Annotated in this window: 12 protein-coding genes and 2 pseudogenes; 11 read left to right on the forward strand and 3 right to left on the reverse strand. The window is 57.5% G+C overall.

Going from position 1 to position 20,563, the window contains the following annotated elements:
- Window positions 1–680 precede the first annotated feature (680 nt).
- The 8 genes and pseudogenes from HCN50_RS00140 to HCN50_RS00175 all read left to right on the forward strand — a co-directional run bounded on the left by HCN50_RS00140 (window position 681) and on the right by HCN50_RS00175 (window position 6,414).
- The gene (locus HCN50_RS00140; RefSeq protein ID WP_171707643.1) at window positions 681–1,325 is read left to right on the forward strand and encodes an anthranilate synthase component II; all 645 of its coding nucleotides are present in this window, start codon (window positions 681–683) and stop codon (window positions 1,323–1,325) included.
- 185 nt (window positions 1,326–1,510) lie between these two features.
- A pseudogene (pabB, locus tag HCN50_RS00145) lies at window positions 1,511–2,712 on the forward strand (aminodeoxychorismate synthase component I); the annotation flags it as partial.
- A 330-nt stretch (window positions 2,713–3,042) separates the two neighbouring features.
- Complete coding sequence (locus HCN50_RS00150; RefSeq protein WP_235976729.1) at window positions 3,043–3,345, forward strand: GNAT family N-acetyltransferase; 303 nt, start codon at window positions 3,043–3,045, stop codon at window positions 3,343–3,345.
- Window positions 3,342–3,986, forward strand: a complete 645-nt coding sequence (locus HCN50_RS00155) for an arginase family protein (RefSeq protein ID WP_171707645.1) — start codon at window positions 3,342–3,344, stop codon at window positions 3,984–3,986. Before HCN50_RS00150 ends, HCN50_RS00155 begins: the two co-directional genes overlap by 4 nt.
- A gap of 77 nt (window positions 3,987–4,063) precedes the next feature.
- Entirely contained in the window at window positions 4,064–4,291 is a 228-nt protein-coding gene (locus tag HCN50_RS00160; protein ID WP_283812046.1) for an arginase family protein, read from the forward strand.
- Complete coding sequence (locus HCN50_RS00165) at window positions 4,288–4,599, forward strand: chorismate mutase (RefSeq protein ID WP_171707647.1); 312 nt, start codon at window positions 4,288–4,290, stop codon at window positions 4,597–4,599. The genes HCN50_RS00160 and HCN50_RS00165 overlap by 4 nt, the downstream gene beginning before the upstream one ends.
- Window positions 4,599–5,177: a hypothetical protein gene (locus HCN50_RS00170; protein ID WP_171707648.1), complete on the forward strand. Its 579-nt coding sequence runs from the start codon at window positions 4,599–4,601 to the stop codon at window positions 5,175–5,177. Before HCN50_RS00165 ends, HCN50_RS00170 begins: the two co-directional genes overlap by 1 nt.
- Window positions 5,178–5,208: 31 nt before the next feature.
- Window positions 5,209–6,414 (forward strand): MFS transporter, encoded by a 1,206-nt coding sequence (locus tag HCN50_RS00175; protein ID WP_171707649.1) that lies wholly within the window; start codon window positions 5,209–5,211, stop codon window positions 6,412–6,414.
- A 163-nt stretch (window positions 6,415–6,577) separates the two neighbouring features.
- Here the strand turns inward: HCN50_RS00175 and HCN50_RS00180 are convergent, their stop codons facing one another.
- The 3 genes and pseudogenes from HCN50_RS00180 to HCN50_RS00190 all read right to left on the reverse strand — a co-directional run.
- A complete protein-coding gene (locus HCN50_RS00180) occupies window positions 6,578–7,216 on the reverse strand; it encodes a J domain-containing protein (protein WP_171707650.1) in 639 nt (212 codons plus the stop codon).
- A 295-nt stretch (window positions 7,217–7,511) separates the two neighbouring features.
- Window positions 7,512–7,904, reverse strand: coding sequence for an adenosylmethionine decarboxylase (gene speD / locus HCN50_RS00185; protein ID WP_171707651.1), 393 nt, complete (start codon window positions 7,902–7,904; stop codon window positions 7,512–7,514).
- Window positions 7,905–8,007: 103 nt separating this feature from the next.
- Window positions 8,008–8,511: pseudogene (locus HCN50_RS00190) on the reverse strand (transposase); the annotation flags it as partial.
- Window positions 8,512–10,369: 1,858 nt separating this feature from the next.
- On the opposite strand from HCN50_RS00190, the gene HCN50_RS00200 reads away from it, so the two are divergent.
- The 3 genes from HCN50_RS00200 (at window position 10,370) to HCN50_RS00210 (ending at window position 20,217) form a co-directional block, all read left to right on the forward strand.
- Window positions 10,370–16,837 (forward strand): non-ribosomal peptide synthetase, encoded by a 6,468-nt coding sequence (locus tag HCN50_RS00200; protein WP_171707652.1) that lies wholly within the window; start codon window positions 10,370–10,372, stop codon window positions 16,835–16,837.
- The gene (locus HCN50_RS00205; RefSeq protein ID WP_171707653.1) at window positions 16,830–18,230 is read left to right on the forward strand and encodes an MATE family efflux transporter; all 1,401 of its coding nucleotides are present in this window, start codon (window positions 16,830–16,832) and stop codon (window positions 18,228–18,230) included. Before HCN50_RS00200 ends, HCN50_RS00205 begins: the two co-directional genes overlap by 8 nt.
- 658 nt (window positions 18,231–18,888) lie before the next feature.
- Window positions 18,889–20,217 carry an MFS transporter gene (locus HCN50_RS00210; RefSeq protein ID WP_171707654.1) on the forward strand — a complete coding sequence of 443 codons (1,329 nt, stop codon included), beginning with the start codon at window positions 18,889–18,891 and terminating at the stop codon, window positions 20,215–20,217.
- The last annotated feature ends 346 nt before the right edge of the window (window positions 20,218–20,563 follow it).

Here is a 20,563-nt window from a genome sequence, read left to right on the forward strand (position 1 = left end):
GGTCGCAAGGCATCACGGCACGCCTGGAGAACCACCCGCTCCGTCGGGCTCGCATGGCATGATGACCTCCGGTCCTCTTCACAGCGTCAGGTCGGCACAGTGCGCATGTCGGCCATCGGCGACGCGATTAATGCGTCGCTGCAGTCAACTACCAACGCTAGTGATTGATCCAAATGAAAGACACGGCAATCATTCGTGAACGTTGGGCCGATCGAACACCACGTGGCGCGAGCATCACATGCAAAGACTTCGGCATGTAACATCAACCAAGGGTCCGCTCTCGCAAACGAACTTGGTGCGCCGATTCGCCGGTCGCAGAAATGCCGCGTGCGCAGGCTCGATCCGGCATATTTTTCTCTTGGAGGTAGATGAACTGTTCAGTGTGATCGCAGCCGCAGGCCCAAAGGCCTCGCGCATTGGCCTGTCAATCGTCCGCCCTCTGGGCTGCCGACAGCACCTCATGATTCCAACTTCGCCGACGTAGGCGAGCACATCGTGGACTCAATCGTGGCAGCTCTCGGGCAGATCAACTCGTGAGCCGCCCGAATGAGGCAGAGCTCGGCCAAAGAAGATTCAAAGAAGGCAGAGCATCCACGTCAGTATTCTTTCACGCCGCCGCATTTCGGCGCAGCTCAGTCCTCTCATAGAATGGATTAGAACGTTCGCAGCAGGGAACGAAGATGGCAGCAAGCGAGACAAGCTTTAAGCAATCGGTGATCCTGATCGACAACTTCGATTCCTTTACGTTCAACATCGCCCAGATGGTTGGCGAGGTAAATGGTAAAGAAGCCACTGTCTTGGATAACACTGTGCCGTGGAGGGAAATTCGCAAAATCCCTCATGACCGCATTATTCTCTCGCCGGGACCAGGAAACCCCCAAACTTCAAAGGATGTCGGCTCGACGATGGATGTTCTGGCCGGCAGCGCCGTTCCGGTCTTGGGCGTGTGCCTGGGACATCAATGCATTGCTCATTTCCATGGCGCAGCCGTGTCCCGAGCACCGGAGCCGCTCCACGGCCGGATCCGCAGCATCACAAACTCCGGAACAGATCTTTTCAAGGGGCTGCCGCGTTCTTTCAATGTGACGAGATACCATTCTCTGACAGTGACAGGTGATCTTCCGCAATGCCTTGAATGCACGGCCATGAGCGAGGATGGCATCATCATGGGGCTGCGCCATCGGCAGCGGCCCCACTACGGCGTGCAGTTTCATCCAGAATCCATCTGCTCCCAATACGGACGAGAGATCTTTGTCAACTTCCTCTCCGATGCATGCGCCCCGTCGGCAACCCAAGCCTCGCTTGCGGGCCTGGAAGTGGCCTGATGACCGAGGACGTCTCGCACCTCCGCGACTTTCTTTTCGAGACGGTCACGTATGTGGCGAGAAGTTCAACGATCTCATGCAGGGTAAGCGCTGAGGACGTTTTCGTGCGCCTCTTCGGGGGTACGCAGCCTGCTTTCTGGCTGGACAGCAGTAGGCTCGTGTCCGGGCTGTCACGCTGGTCCTTCATGGGAGAGCTTGGCGGGTCACGCAGCTATCTGGCGTCCTACGATGCTTCTCGGCAGGAAATCCGGATCGCGCGAGACGACCGAGGCTCTCCGACAACCGTCTCCCGATCGATTTTCGACCTTCTTGCCCATAACCATGCCGCTCACAAGCTGCGGGATCCAGGCGATGTGCCCGATATTCCCTTTAAAGGCGGCCATGTAGGCTATTTCGGCTACGAACTGAAGTCTCTGACCTGTGGCGTCAGTTCCCCACCCTCGAAATATCCGGATGCCTGCTTTATCTTCTGCACCAGATTCCTCGCCTTCGATCATGAGAATGACCGCATCCACATCGTTGCGCTTTACCCCGAAGCCGAGGCGGTATCCGACGAGGCCGCCCTCTGGGTCAGCAAGACCCAGCGTGACATCGAGCGCATCGAACCGGCCCCCAGTGTCACACCATCGTCTCCCGCAAACAGCGCTCCGCTTCAGTTCAAGCTTCGTCAGAGGCGGGCCCGGTACTTGGAAAACATCGAACGATGCCTTTCTGAAATCCTTGCCGGCGAGACCTACGAGGTCTGTCTGACAAACGAGATTACCGTTGAGACAGAGATCGACCCGCTCGGTCTTTATCGGATCCTAAGACGGAGAAACCCGGCCCCATATTCCGCTTTCCTCAGGCTTGGAAATATCTGTGTTGCCAGCTCTTCCCCGGAGAGATTCCTGAGGATCGACAGCAACCTCATTGTCGAGACCAAACCGATCAAGGGAACCGCGGCTCGACATGCAATCCCAGAGGAAGATGAGCGGATTGCAGAAGAATTGCGCCTGGACGAAAAGAGCCGGGCGGAGAATCTCATGATCGTGGACCTGATGCGAAATGACCTCGGCCGCATCTGCCGCACCGGGAGCGTTCATGTGCCAAGCCTCATGCACATCGAAAGCTACAAAACCGTCCACCAGTTGGTAAGCATCATCCGTGGCGAACTGGCCTCGCCAGACGATATCATCCCCTGCATTTCTGTGTGCTTTCCGGGCGGATCGATCACGGGGGCGCCCAAGATCCGCACCTTAAAATTATCGATGAGCTCGAACAAGCACCTAGGGGCGTCTACACGGGGGCGATCGGCTATTTGTCTCTCTGCGGGGAGGTGGACCTAAACATCGTCATCCGAACTATCGTCTGCCAGGGACGGCACTTGAGCATCGGTTGCGGCGGCGCCATCGTGGCGTTGTCCAACCCCAACGCGGAGTTCGAGGAGATCCTCCTCAAGGCGCGCGAGCCGATCCGTGCAATTGCCGAGGCCGTAACAGGCGACCCGGATCATGCCCTGGTGATCCATGGCGCAGATAATGATGCGAGCGAGGAAATAGTACCCAATTCCGCACATCGTGTTCGCCTGGCGAGATTCCAGGATCGGGACACTATTGCTAAGTGTGTGCAGGCACTTCTCACCGAGCTCGGAGGACCGGGACCGCAATTCGAGCTACAGGCCGCGGTCGGCATTGCTGGGCAAATGGCCATGGATTCGCGCCTCGGCTTCGCCTTGATAATGGAGAATGTGCCGGCTGCCGAAGTGATCGGCATTGCCGTCGTCTCCCAGGTCTCCGCGGTCAGGGCTTCAGGCCATTATGGCATCCTGCAGGAGCTCTGGGTCGATCCGCGCTATCGCTCGGCTCAACATGGGAGAGGGCTTCTGGCGGCCGTGGACCGCGAGGCGCGAGCGCGGGGATGGCCCATGATCGAGGTGTCTCTTCCCCTGGCCGGCCGCCCCGGCGCCGAGAGGTTGGTCGCATTCTATGAAAGCATGGGCTTCACACCTGCGGGCCAAAGGCGACGAAGGAGGCTTCTGTGACTTGGCTAACCGTACACCTGACACCGGCCTCCTCCGGCCCTGCGGGCCTCATCGCCGATGCGACGGGTTCAATTAAGTCTTCAAGGGAAGTGGAGGACCGAATCAACGAGATCCGGACAGGATTGCAGAGCTCGCCCGGTGTTCAGTCTATCTCGCCCTCTGAAAACATCGCGGACAAGGTGATGACGATCCTGGGGAGTCTTCATGATCCAGGTTACCTTGAGGCGCTCCGGCTCGGGCCACATCCACGAGAGCCCGAAATTACCGAGCTTGCCAGTCGATATGCAGCAGCCGGTGTGCCGCAGAACACATCCGTCGACGCCGGAAGCTATCAGCGCGCGCTTTTTTCCGCCGCTACCGGCTTCGCAGCCGCGACCACGATCGCCTCTAAGCGAAGTCCGGTCAGCTACGCACTGTGTCGGCCGCCCGGGCATCACGCGGGGCGCAGCTTCATGGGCGGGTACTGCCTGCTCAACAACGCTGCTGTCGCGGCCCTGAGCCTGCGCGCGTCGGGCTTCCACAGGCCGGCCATCATCGACCTCGATTTCCACCCTGGCAATGGAACAAGCGATGTGCTGAGCGCACACCCGTCCCGCAACTTCAACCAGCACTCGGCAGCCACAGGTATCTTGAATTTCTGACCGACCCGAGCGCGGCAGAATACATATCGGCGCTTCGCGGGCTTCTGGAATCCGACTGGGCTATCACGCTGGATGTTCTGGTTGTCAGCTTGGGCTACGATATCGTCGTTGGAGATCCGCATGGCGGCTGGACGCTTCCGCCAGACGTCTACCGAGAAATCGGCCTGGCATTGGCCACGATCGGCAAGCCGATCTGCATCGTACAGGAGGGCGGCTACCGACTGGACGCGTTGTCGGCCTGCGCAGCGCATTTATCCGCGGGCCTGCGAATTGGAATGAAGGAAACAGGCAGGAGCCATACATGAACGACACCTCAGCCCCCGATGCTGGCCTTCTTCCGTTTCGAGACCTCATCAACGAGTTGGACAACCAACTGGTGGAGATCCTCAGCCAGAGACTCTCCATCTGCGCTAAGGTGGAGCGTTACAAGAAGAAGCGCGGGATCGCGATGATGCAACCCAATCGAGTTGCAGAGGTAAGGGCACGCTGCGCCGAGCTTGGGGCGGAACGCGGCCTGCGCAGGGAATTCACTGAAGATATCTATGATACTATCATAGAAGAGGCCTGCAAACTCGAAGCCAAGATCATAGACGAGGAGAGGATCGTCTCCTGATGGTCCGCATTTACACGCTCGGCCCGGCGAGAAGCTGTCACCATCATGCGGCCCTCAAATATCTCGACTTCCAACGGATCGAGCTGCGAGACATCATACTCGTTGACGAACTCGTCGCTGCGGCGGCGGAGGCCGCAGATCGCGGAGACAGCTATGTTCTCCAATGCAGCGCGCACCTGAATGTCCACCTCCTAACCGAGAAATTCCGCAATCGGCTGCAGGTCGTGGACACCTTCATACTGCCTACTCAAAGCATCGCGGTCGTCAAACGCAAGGATGTGAAGGAGCCTCGGACACTGGGACTCCCCGAGCCAACGGTGGGGTATATCGACCCAAAAGCATGGAATAAGCTGATTTTCGAAACAACAAAGCCGGTTGTAGAGAAAAAACTCCTTGAAGGCCTATATGATGCGGGGGTTGCTTACAGCAGATCGGCGCTCGAACATCCCGACGAGCTTGAGATCATACAGGAGATCGGCGAGGTGGTGACGACGTGGCTGCTATACGGCCCTCGTCCCCGCTATTCGGGCACGATTATCGCCAGCCCCTATCCTGAGTTGCATGACCTGCTGCCTTGAACACATCACAATAAGCTGAACCAGCACCGTCATGAGCTTATCCCCTCCTGATACGCGAACGAAACTGATCCTTGCCGCTCTGACCATCGCTGCGTTCGCGATTGGCCTAGATACGTTTGTCGTCATCGGGGCACTCGAAGTGATTTCTCGTGACCTCAAGATTTCAACCGGTGCGGCGGGCTGGATCATCTCGATCTACGCACTCTGCTACGCCGTTTTCGCGCCGCTGAATGCCTGGATGTTCAAGGCCGTAAGCCGCCGCAATGTCCAGATCCTATCCGTTTCAATCTTCATCGTCGGCAACCTGATCTGCGCAATCGCTCCGAACGTTCTAACCCTCGCTGCAGCTCGCGTCATTTCGGCCTACGGCGCAGCGATGTTCACCCCGGCGGCCACCGCACTGGCGGCCGAGCTCCTGCCGCCCGCTCGCAAAGGGTTGGCATTGTCCCTCATCTTCGGTGGCATGACCGTTTCACAGGTTGCGGGTGTTCCGGCGACCAGCTGGATCGCGGATGCCATCGGCTGGCGTTTCGCCTTCGGTTTTGTCGTCGTTGCCGGGCTTCTCGCATTGCTGATTTTCGCCCCTATAATGTCCGGTGTCTCTGCCAAGGCGCCAGAGCGCGGAAACGGCCCGGCTTCGAAAGACTTCTCCAAGGTCGTCTACGGGATTCTTTCGGTTACGCTATTTGTGGTTGTCTCCGAGTTCATCGTTTACTCCTATGTGAGCGTCTTCATCACCGGTTCTCTGCTTACCGGAGTGCCGCTGCTCTCAGCCGCGCTCTTTGCGTACGGTTTTGGAGCTGTGACGGGAAACGCAGCGTGCGGCTTTCTAACCGATCGTTTCGGCCCCTACAAAGTCCTTATTGCGGCGGTCGGCGCACAACTAATCCTTCTCGTAGGTTTGGTTGCATTCGGGCACCATGGTGCCTTAACCGTGCTCATCGCTTTTCTTTGGGGCAACGTGAGCTATATGTATCTGGTTCCGATCCAGCACCGGCTTCTCGGTCTGGCCGGGGACAGGTCGAAGCTCGTTCTGGCAATGAACAGCTCGACCACCTTCGCAGGAATCGCCATCGGCGCTTTTCTCGGCGGCATCCTCGTCGAAATCAGCGGGGTCACATCCCTTGCTGTAGGGTCCATCCTGATTGGCCTCATCGGCGTCGGACTGGCTGTTGCCTTCATGCGCGATGTCGCACCTGCAGAAGCTGCGACTCCGGCATGCCTTAGGTTCGACTAGGGCACACGACCCCATGAGCCAATAGGTAACATTGCTCAGCTTCGCCCCGACTACGACAACTTTCATTAATCTAAATCGGGGGAAAAGGCCTGCTCCAGATTTAGGGTTCGACCGATCTGCGGGATGCCCCGCAACGTCCAACGAGTGAGAGACGCGCGGGGCGCTACGCCTCGCGCATCACGGTCTTCAGATAGTTGTACGCCTTGATGATCTCGATCAGGCGGTCTTCGGTGGAGCGGTCGCCGCCATTGGCGTCGGGATGGTGCTGCTTCACCAGCGCCTTGTACTTGGCCTTGACGTCCTCGAGCGTGGCTTCGGCGGTGAGCCCCATCACCTGCAGCGCCTTGCGCTCGCGGGTCTCGCGCTTGCCCTGCGCGCCGGGGCCAGGCCGCCAGCCAGCGCGGCCGCTGAGTTCGGCAAACACGTTGAAGGGATCGGCGGCGCCGCCGAGGTCTTCCTCGACGTTGCCCTTGCCGCGCTTGGCGCTGGTGTTGGCGTCGCCCATCTTCCAGTTCGGGCGATGGCCGGTCAGCGCATCCTTCTGGTAGCGCGCAACCGCTTCCGGATTCATGCCCTGGAAGAAATTGTAGGACCGGTTGTACTCACGGACATGGTAGAGACAGAAGTGCCAGTACTCGCGCGCGTTCTCGCGCCCCTTCCGCACGCGGTGCGAGCCCTTGTTCTGGCAGCCCGACCATTCGCAGGGGACGGCCTCCTGACCCGCCTGCGCCTTGCGCTTCGCACTCCCCTTGGTAGGCTTGATGCGAATGGAGTCGAAGAATTTTGATGAATCGATCGGCATGGCTGACTTTGACTACGCAATACTAAACGCTTCAAGTCCTAACATTGCGAATACCTCTCCTTCGACTACGCCATTGACGGAAAGCGGATGCCAAATTATGTCCGCCGCCGCCATGAGCACCAAAGATGTTATCATAAACGAGTTGCGTGAAGCTTTCACACCCGAAAGCCTCGCGGTGAAGCTTTCATGCTAGAGGTTAGCTCAAGATGTTTTTCGATTGCGGCAGTGAGCTCGATAGACCCACCCGGGGCGGTCGGAAACATGACCGGCTATTCCAGAAGATCGACCATCTGCTTCAACGCGTCGGCTCGATCGACACACCTCTCCGGAAGCTGCGGACGTCAGACTGTTCGGGCTGAAACGCCTCAACTAGAACTGGCACGGCGCTCGCAGGATCGCTGTTGCCACATACGAAAACATCAGCGGCCGCGTAGGACCTCTCAGGCCAAGTATGCAAGGTAATGTGCGATTCAGCCAACAAGGCGATTGCGGAGACGCCGTGGCCCGGACAAAACTTATGAACGTGAAGGTGGAGTAATGTCGCCCTCGCCGCACTGATGGCTTTTCGGATTGCGTCTTCCGCAATGGCCGGATCGTCGAGGTTCTTCGCTCCCCATAGCTCGATGAGCATATGCGTCGCACCGCTGGACAGAGCCGGTGGGGCTTCCTTCTCGTTATCAATAGTCATTAAGAAATCTCCATTGAATTTCGGTCCAGCAAGCTGAGCTATTCTGGATTTAGTGACGAGGTGATCAGGCGCTTGATTTGCCGGCGCTTGGATGCCCTCAAATGCCGTCGTTAAATCTGACAACTGCGACGACCTTCGGCGACTGATTTATGTCGTTGAGCTGCCGCCAAGTCCTTGATGCGCGATCACCAGCTTGAACGCCATCGGCCTGGCGGTGGTTGGCGACAAGGAGCCTTTCGTCCGCACCACCCTGTATCGCCCCGGGGCGAACACGCTCTCGATGAGATCGGTGGTGGAGCGCAAGTGATCCCAATGTTCGGCAAGAAACTCGTAGAAGGCCAGCAGTGCATCGCGATCCTTGACCAGGCATTCGATCGCCCGGCCGTTCTTGGCCCAATACTTCTCGGCGAAAACGTCGATCGCCGCTTCGGCGGACGCTCGGTTCTCGCCCCATAGACCTCGCGCAAATCCTTCTTCATAGTGGTCTGCACAGAGAGTGGACCTTGTCCAGGACGTTCACAGTCTTGTGCATCCAGCATCGCTGGTGGCGTGTGCCGGGAAAGACCTCGTCGAGCGCCTTGTAGAAGTCGAGCGCGCCGTCGCCGACATTGGCCAAACTCGTTGTTATTGATGACGGCGCCTTGATTGTTTTGCCAAGCCACGCCTCGCTTGAGGTAGGCCAGTGTGTGGCCCTGCGCGCCAAAAGCGTAACCGAGGCGACCGGCCCCGGGGACAAGACGTTTGGACTTGCCTTGCAGTTTGCGCTCAGCACTGTGCCGGAGGCCGCGAGGCAGGTATTTGTGCCGTTGGAGATAGCACCGCTGGGATTGAGTTTTACGCCAAACACCCAGCTATTCTTCTGCCGGTTGTAGCCGATCTGGCCGCCTGCCAGGAACACAGGAGTATCGAGGACGCCGCCGTAGACTGACGGACCGTAGGGATTACTGAAGGATTTTTGGCCGAAACCAACGCCGACGTTCCCGCCAATATATCCTCCGGACCAGCTCAACAGGGCCAGTGGCAGTTGTACTGCTGGCTCAAGGTGCGCCGAATTGGCTGCACCGCTTGCGACCAGCGCAATCGTTGTCGCTCCCCAAAAACGAACTCCAGATCGCATCAAACACTCCGCGGCGCTTTCCCGATCCACAACCGAGCGCTTCAAGCTGGCATCAGTGATGGCACCGCGACTGAAGCAAGCACCGTGCCGCTTGGAAATTTAGGGGGCTACAGTTACTTCGTACCGGGTGCATGCGTCAGGTTGTGGACAATGGTCTTGAAGCTGACAATCGCGCTGTAGCGTCCGACAGTATGCTGCGCAGCAGGAAACCGCCTTCCTCGCTGCAGCAGTAGCAGGAGATTCTTATTCGCCTGGGCAGGCTTTCGATCTCACCTATCGAGGCTCAGAAACGGTGAAAGCCAATAGATATTACCGACGAGCGGAGCCGGCCTGGACGCTGGACCCGTCTACCCGCACAGGGAGCGCACCGGCTACGCCGCGCGTTATCGAAGTTCGGCTGGTTGGGAAGACTCATAACGAGCGATCAATCACGCAACGCGGCACGCGTAGGAAAGGCTCATCATCGGTGTCTTCCAGCTTACCACGAATACCGCGTGATAATAACAGGCCGGCTCCGGCTTCGCCGTAGTGCTGAGTAGCTTTGCCACAACACTATTCTTATCGGTTCTGCTCTAGGAGGGAGTTTCCGAGCATGCGTCTCAGACTAAGAAGGCGCCATCCGCAATTCCATTCCGGTTCGCAAAGCCGTATCGGTACGCCCCTTTCGGGTCGACTGGACGTCGCCTGCCGTTCACAGCAAACGTTTGTGAGCGCGTTTTCGTGTGCACCAAGGTAGACGACTTGCGAACATCAGCAGACCAAGGACCCCGCGGTGGGATGGTTCTGCACGCCCACGACTCGGCAAGCCGCCCATAGCTATCTCGTTATGGCCAAGAGCGTCAAAACGCTTGAGCGCGCAACGACTGCCCTTCAGCGTCTATGCGAACAACGCCGGCCTCGTGGAAAACGGTAACACGCCTCTGTGTTGGTTCTTGCACAATCGACGTTACCGCTTGGTCGCCGCGGGCGACCTGTAGCGCGGCGAGCGCCAAGTCCCCGCTTTCAGGAGGAGCGCACCAAATCATTGTGCAGGCGCCTACAAATGAAAGAACTCACAAGCCGGAGCGAGTCTCTGGGCGCGCTTGGTTGCGGATGCCATGCAGACTACCCGCGTGTCTACTACAAGATCTGGTAGATGCCAACGCCGACTTGAGGCCCTAGCGTCCGGCCGTGTTCCCCTGCCGATCATCGCGGAAACGGTGTGAACGAAGGACGAGAAGCTAAGAAACGGACAAAACGGCACAGTATGACTGGCAGAACCAGGGTGGCTACGCATTGCACACGCTCAATCAGGATCCTTGGTGTTCTGATTTAAGGGTCGCAGAAGGCGACGAATGGCGAGACGCGTATGCCTACGGAAAATCGATCAAGCAAAAATCAGCTTGTGGAACTGCAACCGATCGACCCGATCACGGCGATCGATCACCTTGCAAGATCGGATCCGGAGAGGGTTGCGCTGAGGTACGGCGCGGACGAACTCACCTACAAAGCGCTGCGATTAAGGTCGGATGCCCTCGCAAGGACGTTACGAGAGCGGGGCGCTAACGGCATCGTCGTTGGCTATTGGGGTGAGCGGGACCTCGACTGGGCGACGGCGGTAGTTGCAATTCTGAGGGCTGGAGCAACGTACCTGCCGCTCGATCCATCGTTACCGGCGTCGCGTACATCATTCATGATCGAGCAGAGTCGCTGCGCTCTGATTATTGGCCCAGACCAGCCAGATTCGCTCAGCAAATTGCAGGCGAGCAGCAAAGGCACGACGCAATTCATAGCGATAGAGGCGGCGCTGCGCGAGGGCCAGACTTCGCCTGTTGTACCACCATCGCGCGAGGATGGACTCGCCTACATTCTGTTTACGTCGGGTTCGACGGGCAAGCCTAAAGGCGCAATGATCGAGCGCGCAGCCCTAAACAATCATTTGGTGGCAAAGATTGATGCCCTCACCCTCAGTCGGACGGATTGCATCGCGCAGACGGCATCGCACTGCTTTGACATCTCGCTGTGGCAGCTTCTGGCAGGGCTTTGCGTCGGAGCCTCGATCGCGATCATTGATGATGCGACACTGAAATCGCCAGTATTCCTTCAAAATGCAATTCAGGGATACGGCGTGACGGTTGTTCAATTCGTTCCGTCGATGCTTGCAATATTTGTTGAATATCTGCAGTCGCTTGCGGCGGCTGAGCGAGCTCTGGACAGTTTGCGGATTATTTCAACGGTCGGAGAACCTCTAACACCCGGACTGGCGCGTGCGTGGCTGGCCTTGTATCCCCGGGTCCCCATTCTCAACCACTACGGGCCGACCGAGTGCGCGGACGGCGTTACGCATCATCTGGTTTCCGTGGCGCCTGCGCTGGCTGACCCTTATGTGCCGATCGGCAAACAGATTTCTAACGTTGTGGTTTATGTCGCCGACGGACCGAGGCTGTGCAACACGGGAGAGGTCGGCGAAATCTGTGTTAGCGGCGTTGGTGTCGCCGCTGGTTACATCAATGATGATGTTCGCACCAAGGATGCCTTTGGGCCAAACCCGTTCTCAAACAACCCGTCGTTCCAGCGCCTATACAGGACAGGTGATCTCGGGCGCGTTCGTTCCGATGGCCTTTTGGAATGTCTTGGTCGACGGGACCGTCAGGTCAAAATCCGCGGGCACAGAATTGAGCTGGGAGAAATCGAGGCCCGCCTCGCCGCTCATCATTTGGTACGTGGCGCCGTCGCGGTTGCCTCCGTCTGCGCAGGCGTAAAGCTTATGGCGAGAGATATAACCAGGGCCGAGGGGGACACTGGATCAAGACGACTCATTGCGTATGTGTCAGCTCCGGCTGAAGTAACGGAAGGCGAGCTTCAGAACTTTCTTGCCGAAGCGCTTCCCACCTACATGCTCCCAGAAAGGATCATCCACGTCGGCGGTATTCCACTGACCAGAAACGGAAAGGTCGATTTTGCAGCATTGCCGGACCCGACCAGTGTTCGCCCTCCAATGTCGACGCCATTCGAGGAGCCGCAAACAGAGCTCGAAGCCCAGCTGTGTCAAATTTGGTGCGGCGTTCTGCGTATTGAGAACATTGGCGTGAATGACCAGTTCATGAGCCTCGGCGGAGACTCGCTCCGGGCAATGCTCATATTGGGCCAGTTGAAGACCAAGCTCGGAGTGAGAACGGATTTCAGGCTGGTCCTGAATGGAACGATCCGATCTCTTGCGGCTTCGATCTCGGCCCGAGTCGACTCCAAACCGTGCACAGCCCCGACGCACGGAAAGCTCATGCGATCGCCTCTGACGCGAGTTCAGGAGCACCTTTGGTTTCTCTGGCAGCTCGATCCGTCTGCCAGGAACTACATCATTCAAGGCGGCCTGCGGGTAAGGGGCATGATCGATCTGGCGGCGTTCAATCGCGCCTGGACCGATGTCGTTCACTCCCATCAGGCACTTTCGGCATGCTTTATCGACGAGGACGGTCCGGTTCAGCTCTTTGATGCTCCGCAAGACGCAAGTCTTGAATTGACTGATGCATCTCATCTCACGGCGCAGGAAGCTGAGGAGCTGATCGCAGAGTTACGGCGAACAGAGCTGAACGGCAGCTTTGATCTCAGCCAAGGCCATCTGTTTCGCGCGCGCATGATCCGTTTTGGTCCCGACAACCATCTCATATTGATCACTGCTCACGAAATTATCATCGATGCCTGGTCGATCTCTGTTCTGCTTAGGGACCTTCGACAAAGGTACGTTGATGCCGCGGCGTTTTTGCCAGAGAACCGCGCCTCACTCTCGACCTACGCGGCCTGGGAAACACAACACGTTACTGCAGAGGCGCTGGCCAACCAACGTAGCTATTGGCGTCGTCAAATTGGTGATGATCCGCCGGTGCTTTCGATTGGAACGGGACGAGCGCGGCCGCAGACAAATTCTTACCGCGGCGCTTCGCATCCGGTTCTGCTTGGCAGCAAGCTCTCCAATCAGGTACGTGAGTTTGCGCGCCGACATAGCTGCACCACTTCGACAACACTCCTCGCATGCTTCAAGCTGCTGCTGCGCACGTATAGCGGTCAGGACGATATTATCGTTGGCATACCGCACGTCGTACGGGATCAACCTGGCAGCGCCGAAATCGTTGGCTTTTTCCTGAATATGCTGCCAATCCGCACCGCGATCGATGTCGGCGAGTCCTTTGCGGTTCATGCCTTGCGCGTCCAGGGCCTGGTCAGCGATGCCATCGCAAATTCGGCGTATCCGTTCGGCTGGATGGTAAGAGATACCCGGCTGCATCGCGAAGCGGGACGATCACCGATCTTCCAGGTCATGTTCAACATGTACTCCGAGGCCGCGGAGCCACTTGGCCAGCATGAGTTGGATCTGACATTCCGCGAATATGAGACCGGCTATGTAAAATTCGATCTGACCTTGTATGCACAAGATCAGGACGATGAAATTGCCCTCCAGCTCGCGTATGCGGAAGACATATTTTCCAGCGATCTGATTCTCCGCATGGCCGACAATCTGCGCTGTCTAATTGCAGCCTGCGTTGAGAAGCCGCTTGCGCCTATCAAGGATCTGAGCTTCCTCAGCGCGTCAGACGTCACTATGCTGGACTCGCTGAATAGCTCGGCGCAGCCATATGAGAGTGAATGTCCGCTTATCGAAGCGTTTGAGCAAATCAGCGTCTCAAATCCCAGCCAGGTGGCATATTTTGGTGATTTCGGTGAGATCACATTCGACCAGCTGCGTGAGCGCGTAACAGCTATCAGGTCGGTACTGCGGGCTTCTAGCGTGGGGGCTGGCCATATGGTCGCCATGCTGGTCGACCGGTCGCCTGACGTGGCCGCTGTTATTCTTGCGGCACGAGCCTTGCAGTCCATTGTTGTCCCTATATCGCCGGATTATCCGCGTGATCGGATCGAAAATATCTTGCGAGATAGTCAGGCAAAGCTTTTGGTTCACGCAAATACCTCTGATCCTGGTTTTGACGTGCCGTCGATTTGTCTGTTGAACCTTGAAGGGTGCGGCGTGCCCGCGCACGAGTTCGAGTGCAGCGACAGACCATCAGATCAGGGAATTGCGAGCCTCATATATACCTCGTCCTCAACCGGGAAGGCGAAGGGGGTTCTTATACCGGAATTGGCAATTCTCAATCGACTGAACTGGATGTGGCGACGCTTTCCTTTCGACAGTACCGACGTGATGGTTGTCCAGAAGTCCGCATCACTTGTTGCGTCGGCATGGGAGTACTTTGGGGGGCTTCTGAGAGGTGTACCCACGCTGATCTTGACCCAAGAGCAGTTGCTGGATCCAGATCTGTTGTTGTGCATGTTGGCGAGACGTCGCGTGACACACTTATTTGCCTCGCCGCCACTCCTGTCCGGCCTTATTGCTTCCCAAGAACGGCATGCGCGACCAACCGCCTTGCGGTTGGTCACAAGCAGCGCCGAACCGATGCCTTCCTGGCTCCCGGTTCGCTGGCGTGCATATTTCCCGGACGTGCCGTTGTGGAACTTCTATGGTGCTACGGAATGTGCATCCAATGCAGCGGTTTACGAAATATCGCATGCCTACGACGGCTCGCCGCTCGTCCCCATTGGGCGCCCAATCGATAACGTCAAACTCTACGTGCTCGATGCACAGTTGAAGAGAGTCCCTGTCGGTGCCGCCGGTGAACTCTGCATCGCGGGACGCTGCGTGAGCGCTGGATACTGGCGGGATCAAGATCGGACCAACCGCTGTTTCGTGCCGAATCCGTATGATGACGGACAATACAGCGTTCTTTATCGTAGTGGCGATATCGCACGCATCTCAACCAGCGGCCTTCTCGAGATTTGCGGCCGATCGGACAACCAGGTCAAAATACGGGGCTTTCGCATCGAGCTGGAGGAGATCGAAACGGTCCTTGAGTCTCATCCGGCAATCGCAAAAGCCGCGGTCGTCGCAGAAGGCGCGGATGACCATCGTCGCTTGGCTGCTACCTTGGTTCCGGCTCGCGATGGTCTCAGCTCTGGAGATATTGTCACTCACCTGCGCCACACATTGCCGTCCTACATGATTCCCGCCGACTTCCGTTTGGTTGATACTATCCCTCTTACGGCGAGCGGAAAGATAGATCGTGCTCGCCTGTCGTCCGTTCCTTACCGCGGGGTCGGGCCTGTTCCATCTGCTGAGCCCAGCACCAGGAAGGAGCGTATTCTTGCTGGAATCTGGCAAGATCTATTACGCGCCAAGTGGGTCGGAATCGATCAGAGCTTCTTTGATATCGGCGGAGACTCTCTTCTGGGCGTGCGCTGCGTCACGCTGGCGCGCAAAGCCGGACTGAATCTTACTGTCGACCAAATCTATCGAACACCGACCATCAGGGAATTGGCGGCAGACGGAGCGGCGGTTACACTCCATACCTTCCCTTTCGCAGATGCCTCATTGCCGGTTATCCCCGCAATCTCATCTTGGAACCGTCTTGTCGGCTTCGATGAGCATTTCAATATCGGCGATCTGTTCTTCTTGCCCGGCGGCGTCCTCAATATCCGAATCCTGGAGCGCGCCCTTGCCCGTGTCATGGATAGGCACGAAGGCCTCAGACTCCGTATTGCCCGAACAGACGATGGTCTACGTCTGACAATCGGACCTTCCGTGGCCGAACGCCTCGTGGAGGAGATCGATCTTGTCGGAATGCCCGGCCTACAGCAGCGTAAGGCAATCGAGAGCGTCTCAGCAAGACGTCAACATATGTTTCGGTTTGACGGCCAGACGCCTCTTGTTAACGTCACCGTGTTCCGCACATCGGAAGGCGGCGATTACTATCTGCTGGTCCTGATGCATCATTTTGTAGCGGACGGGATAGGCTATCGACTGTTTTTGGAAGCATTGGATGCGGCGTACGACGCCCTTGCCTCAGGCCACGCCGTGAGTGGTCCTGAGAACATACAAATGCTCTCTCCATGGTTGAAGCGCCTTGAGCGCTACGCCAACTGCGAAGCGCCAGCCGAACTCAAATTCTGGGAGAGCATTGACTATCCTCAGTTCAATTTTCATATCAGCGACACTCCATCGGGCGGCACGAGCTTTTCGAAAGTGACCGCAAGAGAGCTTCACTATGCACGCCTTGAAGGTCGCGTGGATGAAGCAAATTGCCGACCGCTTTGGGAGGGTCAGGCCAAATACCATCTCGAGATTGACAAAGAAGCGACAGCTGATCTGCTCAATATCACAGCCAGATTGGCGCATTGTCAGGACGTTGATGTGTTTCTTGCCGCCATATCTGGCGCCTTTGGACGCGTTTTCGGCAACTATTCGCTCTGGATTGATAGCCTTACCTCAAGTCGAGGTCGGTTGTTTGACGATCTCGATCCATCTCAGATCATCGGCCATATCAGCGAGCTCGTTCCGCTTCCCTTGAGTCTCAACGGAACGGAGCCCCGTCGCGATCGTGCTCGTTCAGTATACCGCCAGCGCAATGCCCTGCCGCGCAGGGGAATAGGCTTACGGGCCATGAAGTTCCTAAACCGAGATCCGGCCGTGCGGAGCCGGATCGATCGCCTGCCCCTCCCCCGAATTGGATTGAACTATCGAGCTGGTTTGCAGCGCCATTTTCCACGCCGTCTCTTAGGCAAGGAACCTTCTCCACTTTGGATCGGCGAAGACATGGATGAAGCGGCCGCGATTCACCTCTTCTGGTTCGATGTCGGATATCAAGCCGGCCATCTCCAGATCGAAACCAAGTATGATCCAACCGAGGTCGGTTATGAGGTGACCCGCAACCTTTGCACGGTGTTGCAACAGGAGCTGTTGCAGACGATCAGCGAATTCGGAAGAGCTCGCGACACTTTCATCCATGAATGAGCCGGATGCTGAATTCGCCGTCGAGAGCGATAGCGATATCTTGCCAAATAAACGGCAGCACATCGATCTCTCGGACTCCACTCTCGTGCGCCTTATCCTGCGGCTCGCCATTCCGTCTGTTGTTGGCTTATCGATCAACGCGTTACAGGAGGTCGTCAACGCGATCTTTGTTGGCGCACTCGGCGCGCAGGCGATCGCAGCTGTCAGCATGACCTTGCCGATCGTGTTCCTGCTCGCGGCAGTCGGACAGGGGATCGGTGTTGGAACAGCGTCGTTCGTATCTCGTCATCTTGGCGCCGGCGAGTATCTGGAGGCGAGTCGAGGCGCGAGTACTGCACTCGCGCTCGCCGCTCCGATCGGTATCTTTCTTACCGTCGCTCTTCTTCTAAATCTGCGAGGGATCTTCGTAACGCTCGGGGCCACTCCAACCATCATGCCCGTGGCGCTCGACTACGCGGCGACGCTTTTGTTCGGGTACACCCTGATGCTTCTAAACATCGTCAACGGCTTCATCGTCAGAGCCGAAGGCAATACACGATTCAGCATGTGGACAATGATTACCTCCTTCATACTCAATGCTGTGCTTGATCCCGTCTTCATATTCCTACTGGACCTCGGTGTGCGAGGCGCAGCCCTCGCAACGCTGGTATCTCAGATCGCTGCTATTAGCCTCTATATCGCGTATTATATGAAGCTTCGCGGAATAGTCCTCATTAGGATATCTCACATCTCGTTGCGAGCCGATCGCATCAGACAGCTAGCTTTCATAGGGGCGCCGGCGACCCTGACCAGTGTTCTATCTGCTGTTGCTGTTATGCTTTTGTACGGGGCTGCTGCGCCGTTCGGCGACAATTCCATCGCGGCGGTGGGAATAGCTGTACGAATCTTGACGATCGGAGCACTGCTTATCACCGGCTTCTGTACAGGGTCTCAAGCTGTCCTGGGGTTCGGTTGGGGCGCGCGCGACTTTGCTCGGGTATTAAAGGCTGCGAAGTTCATACTCTCCATGACTGTGGCTCTTTCCGTTGCGTATTCTGCGGCCGTTGTGAGTTTTGTCCGGCCCTTGGTCAGCCTGTTCAGCGATAGCGAAAAGGTCACCGAAATAGCCGTCTCGGCCTGCGTGGTCTTCCATCTCTTTTTTGGACTTTTCGGTATTCAGAGTTTCGTGACGACGATGCTTCAGTCGTTCGGGAGAGCACGCCTCAGTGCGATTGTGTCCTTGTCGAGGCAGGGCTTTCTCTTCATACCGGCCGTAATGTTATTCCCGCTCATATGGGGCTTCAACGGACTGTTGGCCAGTCAGGCAATCGCTGAACTGGGCGCCGGAATGATCGCGCTGTTCGTCATCTTCCACCAGTTCGCTGAGCTCAAACGAGCGCTCCGGGATGCTTAGTCTCGAAGGCGGTTCTGGTGAATACCTCGTCAAAATGCTTCTTATCGAACTCGCGGAGAGGCCATTCGGGCATAATCGAAGACATTGCTGTGAAAGGCCCAGAGCTCTTTTGCAAGCCGTTGCAGCGGCGGCGGTACGACAAGATGAGCGGCCACGGTGTTTGACCAGACGGTATCGCCGCGAATTGGGGATTACACGAATGCGCCTTTTGACGCCGAAAAGGTCGAGAGGCAATGGTGCGGAGCGTGAGAAGGCGGCTCTTGCCCTTGGTGCGGGCTCGATATGGCGCAGGCCTGCAGACATAATCTGGCGTCGAAAGACAACACCGATTCACGAGCTCAAGCGGTACATGTGCTGCCGGCACTGCTCTGAAGTTACAAGGCTCCTTTCAAGCGCAGCCATCTGGTTGCACTGCGCCCCAAACAAATCATCGATCGCCGATACCCGATCCGCGATGCCGAACGCGATCGATGGCGTTGTCCGCGGGGTTTCATGGACGGGGCAAAGGTTGTAATGGGCGACGTTCAGGCTCACGGCTGCGCCGTAGTGATCCAGCTTTTGAGATGGTGAGCCGCTTATTGCTCATGCGGAGCGCAAGGTGCTCCACATCATCGGCCGGAATGTTCTAGGACCGCATTTGAGACGGATCGAAGCGTGCATGGCTAAACAATTTACTCGGCGAAGTTCGAAGCCGACCCTCCTTGCGGCAGACGAAGGCTTGACCAGCCATGCCGTGTTGGGCGCGACGATCGGCAATATGCTCGAATTCTACGATTTCGGGACCTATAGCTTTTTCGCCATCCAGATTGGTCACGCGTTCTTCCCGGCGAAGGATCAGTTCGCCAGCCTGATGCTGTCGCTCGCGACCTTCGGAGCGGGTTTCGTGACCAGACCCATCGGCGCCATTGTGATCGGCTCGTACTCGGATCGAGTCGGACGCCGGCCCGCAATGACCGCCAGTTTTGTCATGATGAGCGTCGCGATACTCGTGATTGCTGTGATGCCCTCGTACGATACGATAGGGATCGCCGCTCCGTTGTTGGTGATTTTCGCGCGTTTGGTGCAGGGCTTCGCCCTGGGAGGCGAAGTCGGTCCGACGACCGCCTATCTGATGGAAGCGGCCCCGGCCGGACGCCGGGGCCTTGCTGTCTCGTTTCAGCCTGCCAGCCAACAAATAGCTGCAACGGCCGGAGCGCTGGTCGGAGAAATACTCTCCCTCACCATGACAAGCGAGTCGCTGGATGCGTACGGATGGCGGATCGCGTTTCTGCTCGGTGCCTGTACGCTGCCGGTCGGACTTTGGTTGCGCAGGTCCCTACCCGAAACGCTGCACCGACCTGAAGCGTCGGCCCTCGCCGTCGAGCCCGCAAGGAAATTGCGTGCCAGCCGCCGCATGATGAGCTTGGGATTGATCATTTTGGCCAGCTGCACGATTATCACCTATGTCACGGAATATATGACGACTTATGCACTGAACACCCTGCAAGTTGCCGCGCCTCTCGCCTTTGCGACCACGGTCGTCAGCAATGCAGTAGGCATTGCTGCCGCACTCTTGGGCGGTTGGCTCGCAGATCGGGCGGGACGCCGGCCCATCATGATATGGCCGCAGATCGCCGCGCTGCTGATGACCTATCCGGTATTCTTTTGGATCGTAGAGAGCCGCAGCCCCATGGCGCTTCTCGGAGGTCTCGGCGCGCTCACCCTTATCGGAACGATCCCGTATAGCGCCTTCTATGTCGGTATGGCCGAAGCCTTGCCCAAGCGCATCCGCGGCGGCGCTTTCGCGACGATCTACGCTGTTGCGATAGCGACCTTCGGAGGCACAGCTCAACTGATCGTCGCTTGGCTCACCCACGTTACTGGGAACGCGCTGGCGCCTGCTTGGTACATGCTTGTCGCTACCGCGGCCGGGCTCTGCGCCATGCTGATGATGCCCGAGACGGCACCGTCGAAAACTGTGGCCGCCGCGAACACGCGGAGCCCGTAACAGCTTTGGACAATGCGATACCGGGTTACGCTCCAGAGGTTCCCAATCTAATGATGCGTGCATCGGCTTCCGCTCTTTGCGGAGCCGGCCTGCCAGACGAAGGCCGACGCGACGATGCCGGGAGGATGGGCGCCGCGGCTGTAGCGACGTAAGCCTGCGTCCAGCCGGAACGATTGCTTTCACCTGTTCGTCCGAAGTTGGTGCGCACCGTTTTCGATCTAAAGGCGGCGAGAGAATTTCTCTCCGCTGAACTTTCATTCGTGCTCACTGCGACTAATTGCCCGATCAGGCCGTTTTGCTGCAAGCACTACATTGCAGCACAGCCGTATCAGACTAAGTCGGTCAA

It is taken from the genome of Bradyrhizobium archetypum (assembly GCF_013114835.1).
Classification (GTDB): Bacteria; Pseudomonadota; Alphaproteobacteria; order Rhizobiales; family Xanthobacteraceae; genus Bradyrhizobium; species Bradyrhizobium archetypum.

Bases quoted from the DNA above. Each gene is read 5' to 3' on its own strand.
- HCN50_RS00140 (WP_171707643.1), top strand. From the start codon at position 681: ATGGCAGCAAGCGAGACAAGCTTTAAGCAATCGGTGATCCTGATCGAC.
- HCN50_RS00150 (WP_235976729.1), top strand. From the start codon at position 3,043: ATGGAGAATGTGCCGGCTGCCGAAGTGATCGGCATTGCCGTCGTCTCC.
- HCN50_RS00165 (WP_171707647.1), top strand. From the start codon at position 4,288: ATGAACGACACCTCAGCCCCCGATGCTGGCCTTCTTCCGTTTCGAGAC.
- HCN50_RS00170 (WP_171707648.1), top strand. From the start codon at position 4,599: ATGGTCCGCATTTACACGCTCGGCCCGGCGAGAAGCTGTCACCATCAT.
- HCN50_RS00175 (WP_171707649.1), top strand. From the start codon at position 5,209: ATGAGCTTATCCCCTCCTGATACGCGAACGAAACTGATCCTTGCCGCT.
- HCN50_RS00180 (WP_171707650.1), bottom strand. From the start codon at position 7,216: ATGCCGATCGATTCATCAAAATTCTTCGACTCCATTCGCATCAAGCCT.
- speD (WP_171707651.1), bottom strand. From the start codon at position 7,904: ATGACTATTGATAACGAGAAGGAAGCCCCACCGGCTCTGTCCAGCGGT.
- HCN50_RS00200 (WP_171707652.1), top strand. From the start codon at position 10,370: ATGCCTACGGAAAATCGATCAAGCAAAAATCAGCTTGTGGAACTGCAA.
- HCN50_RS00205 (WP_171707653.1), top strand. From the start codon at position 16,830: ATGAATGAGCCGGATGCTGAATTCGCCGTCGAGAGCGATAGCGATATC.
- HCN50_RS00210 (WP_171707654.1), top strand. From the start codon at position 18,889: ATGGCTAAACAATTTACTCGGCGAAGTTCGAAGCCGACCCTCCTTGCG.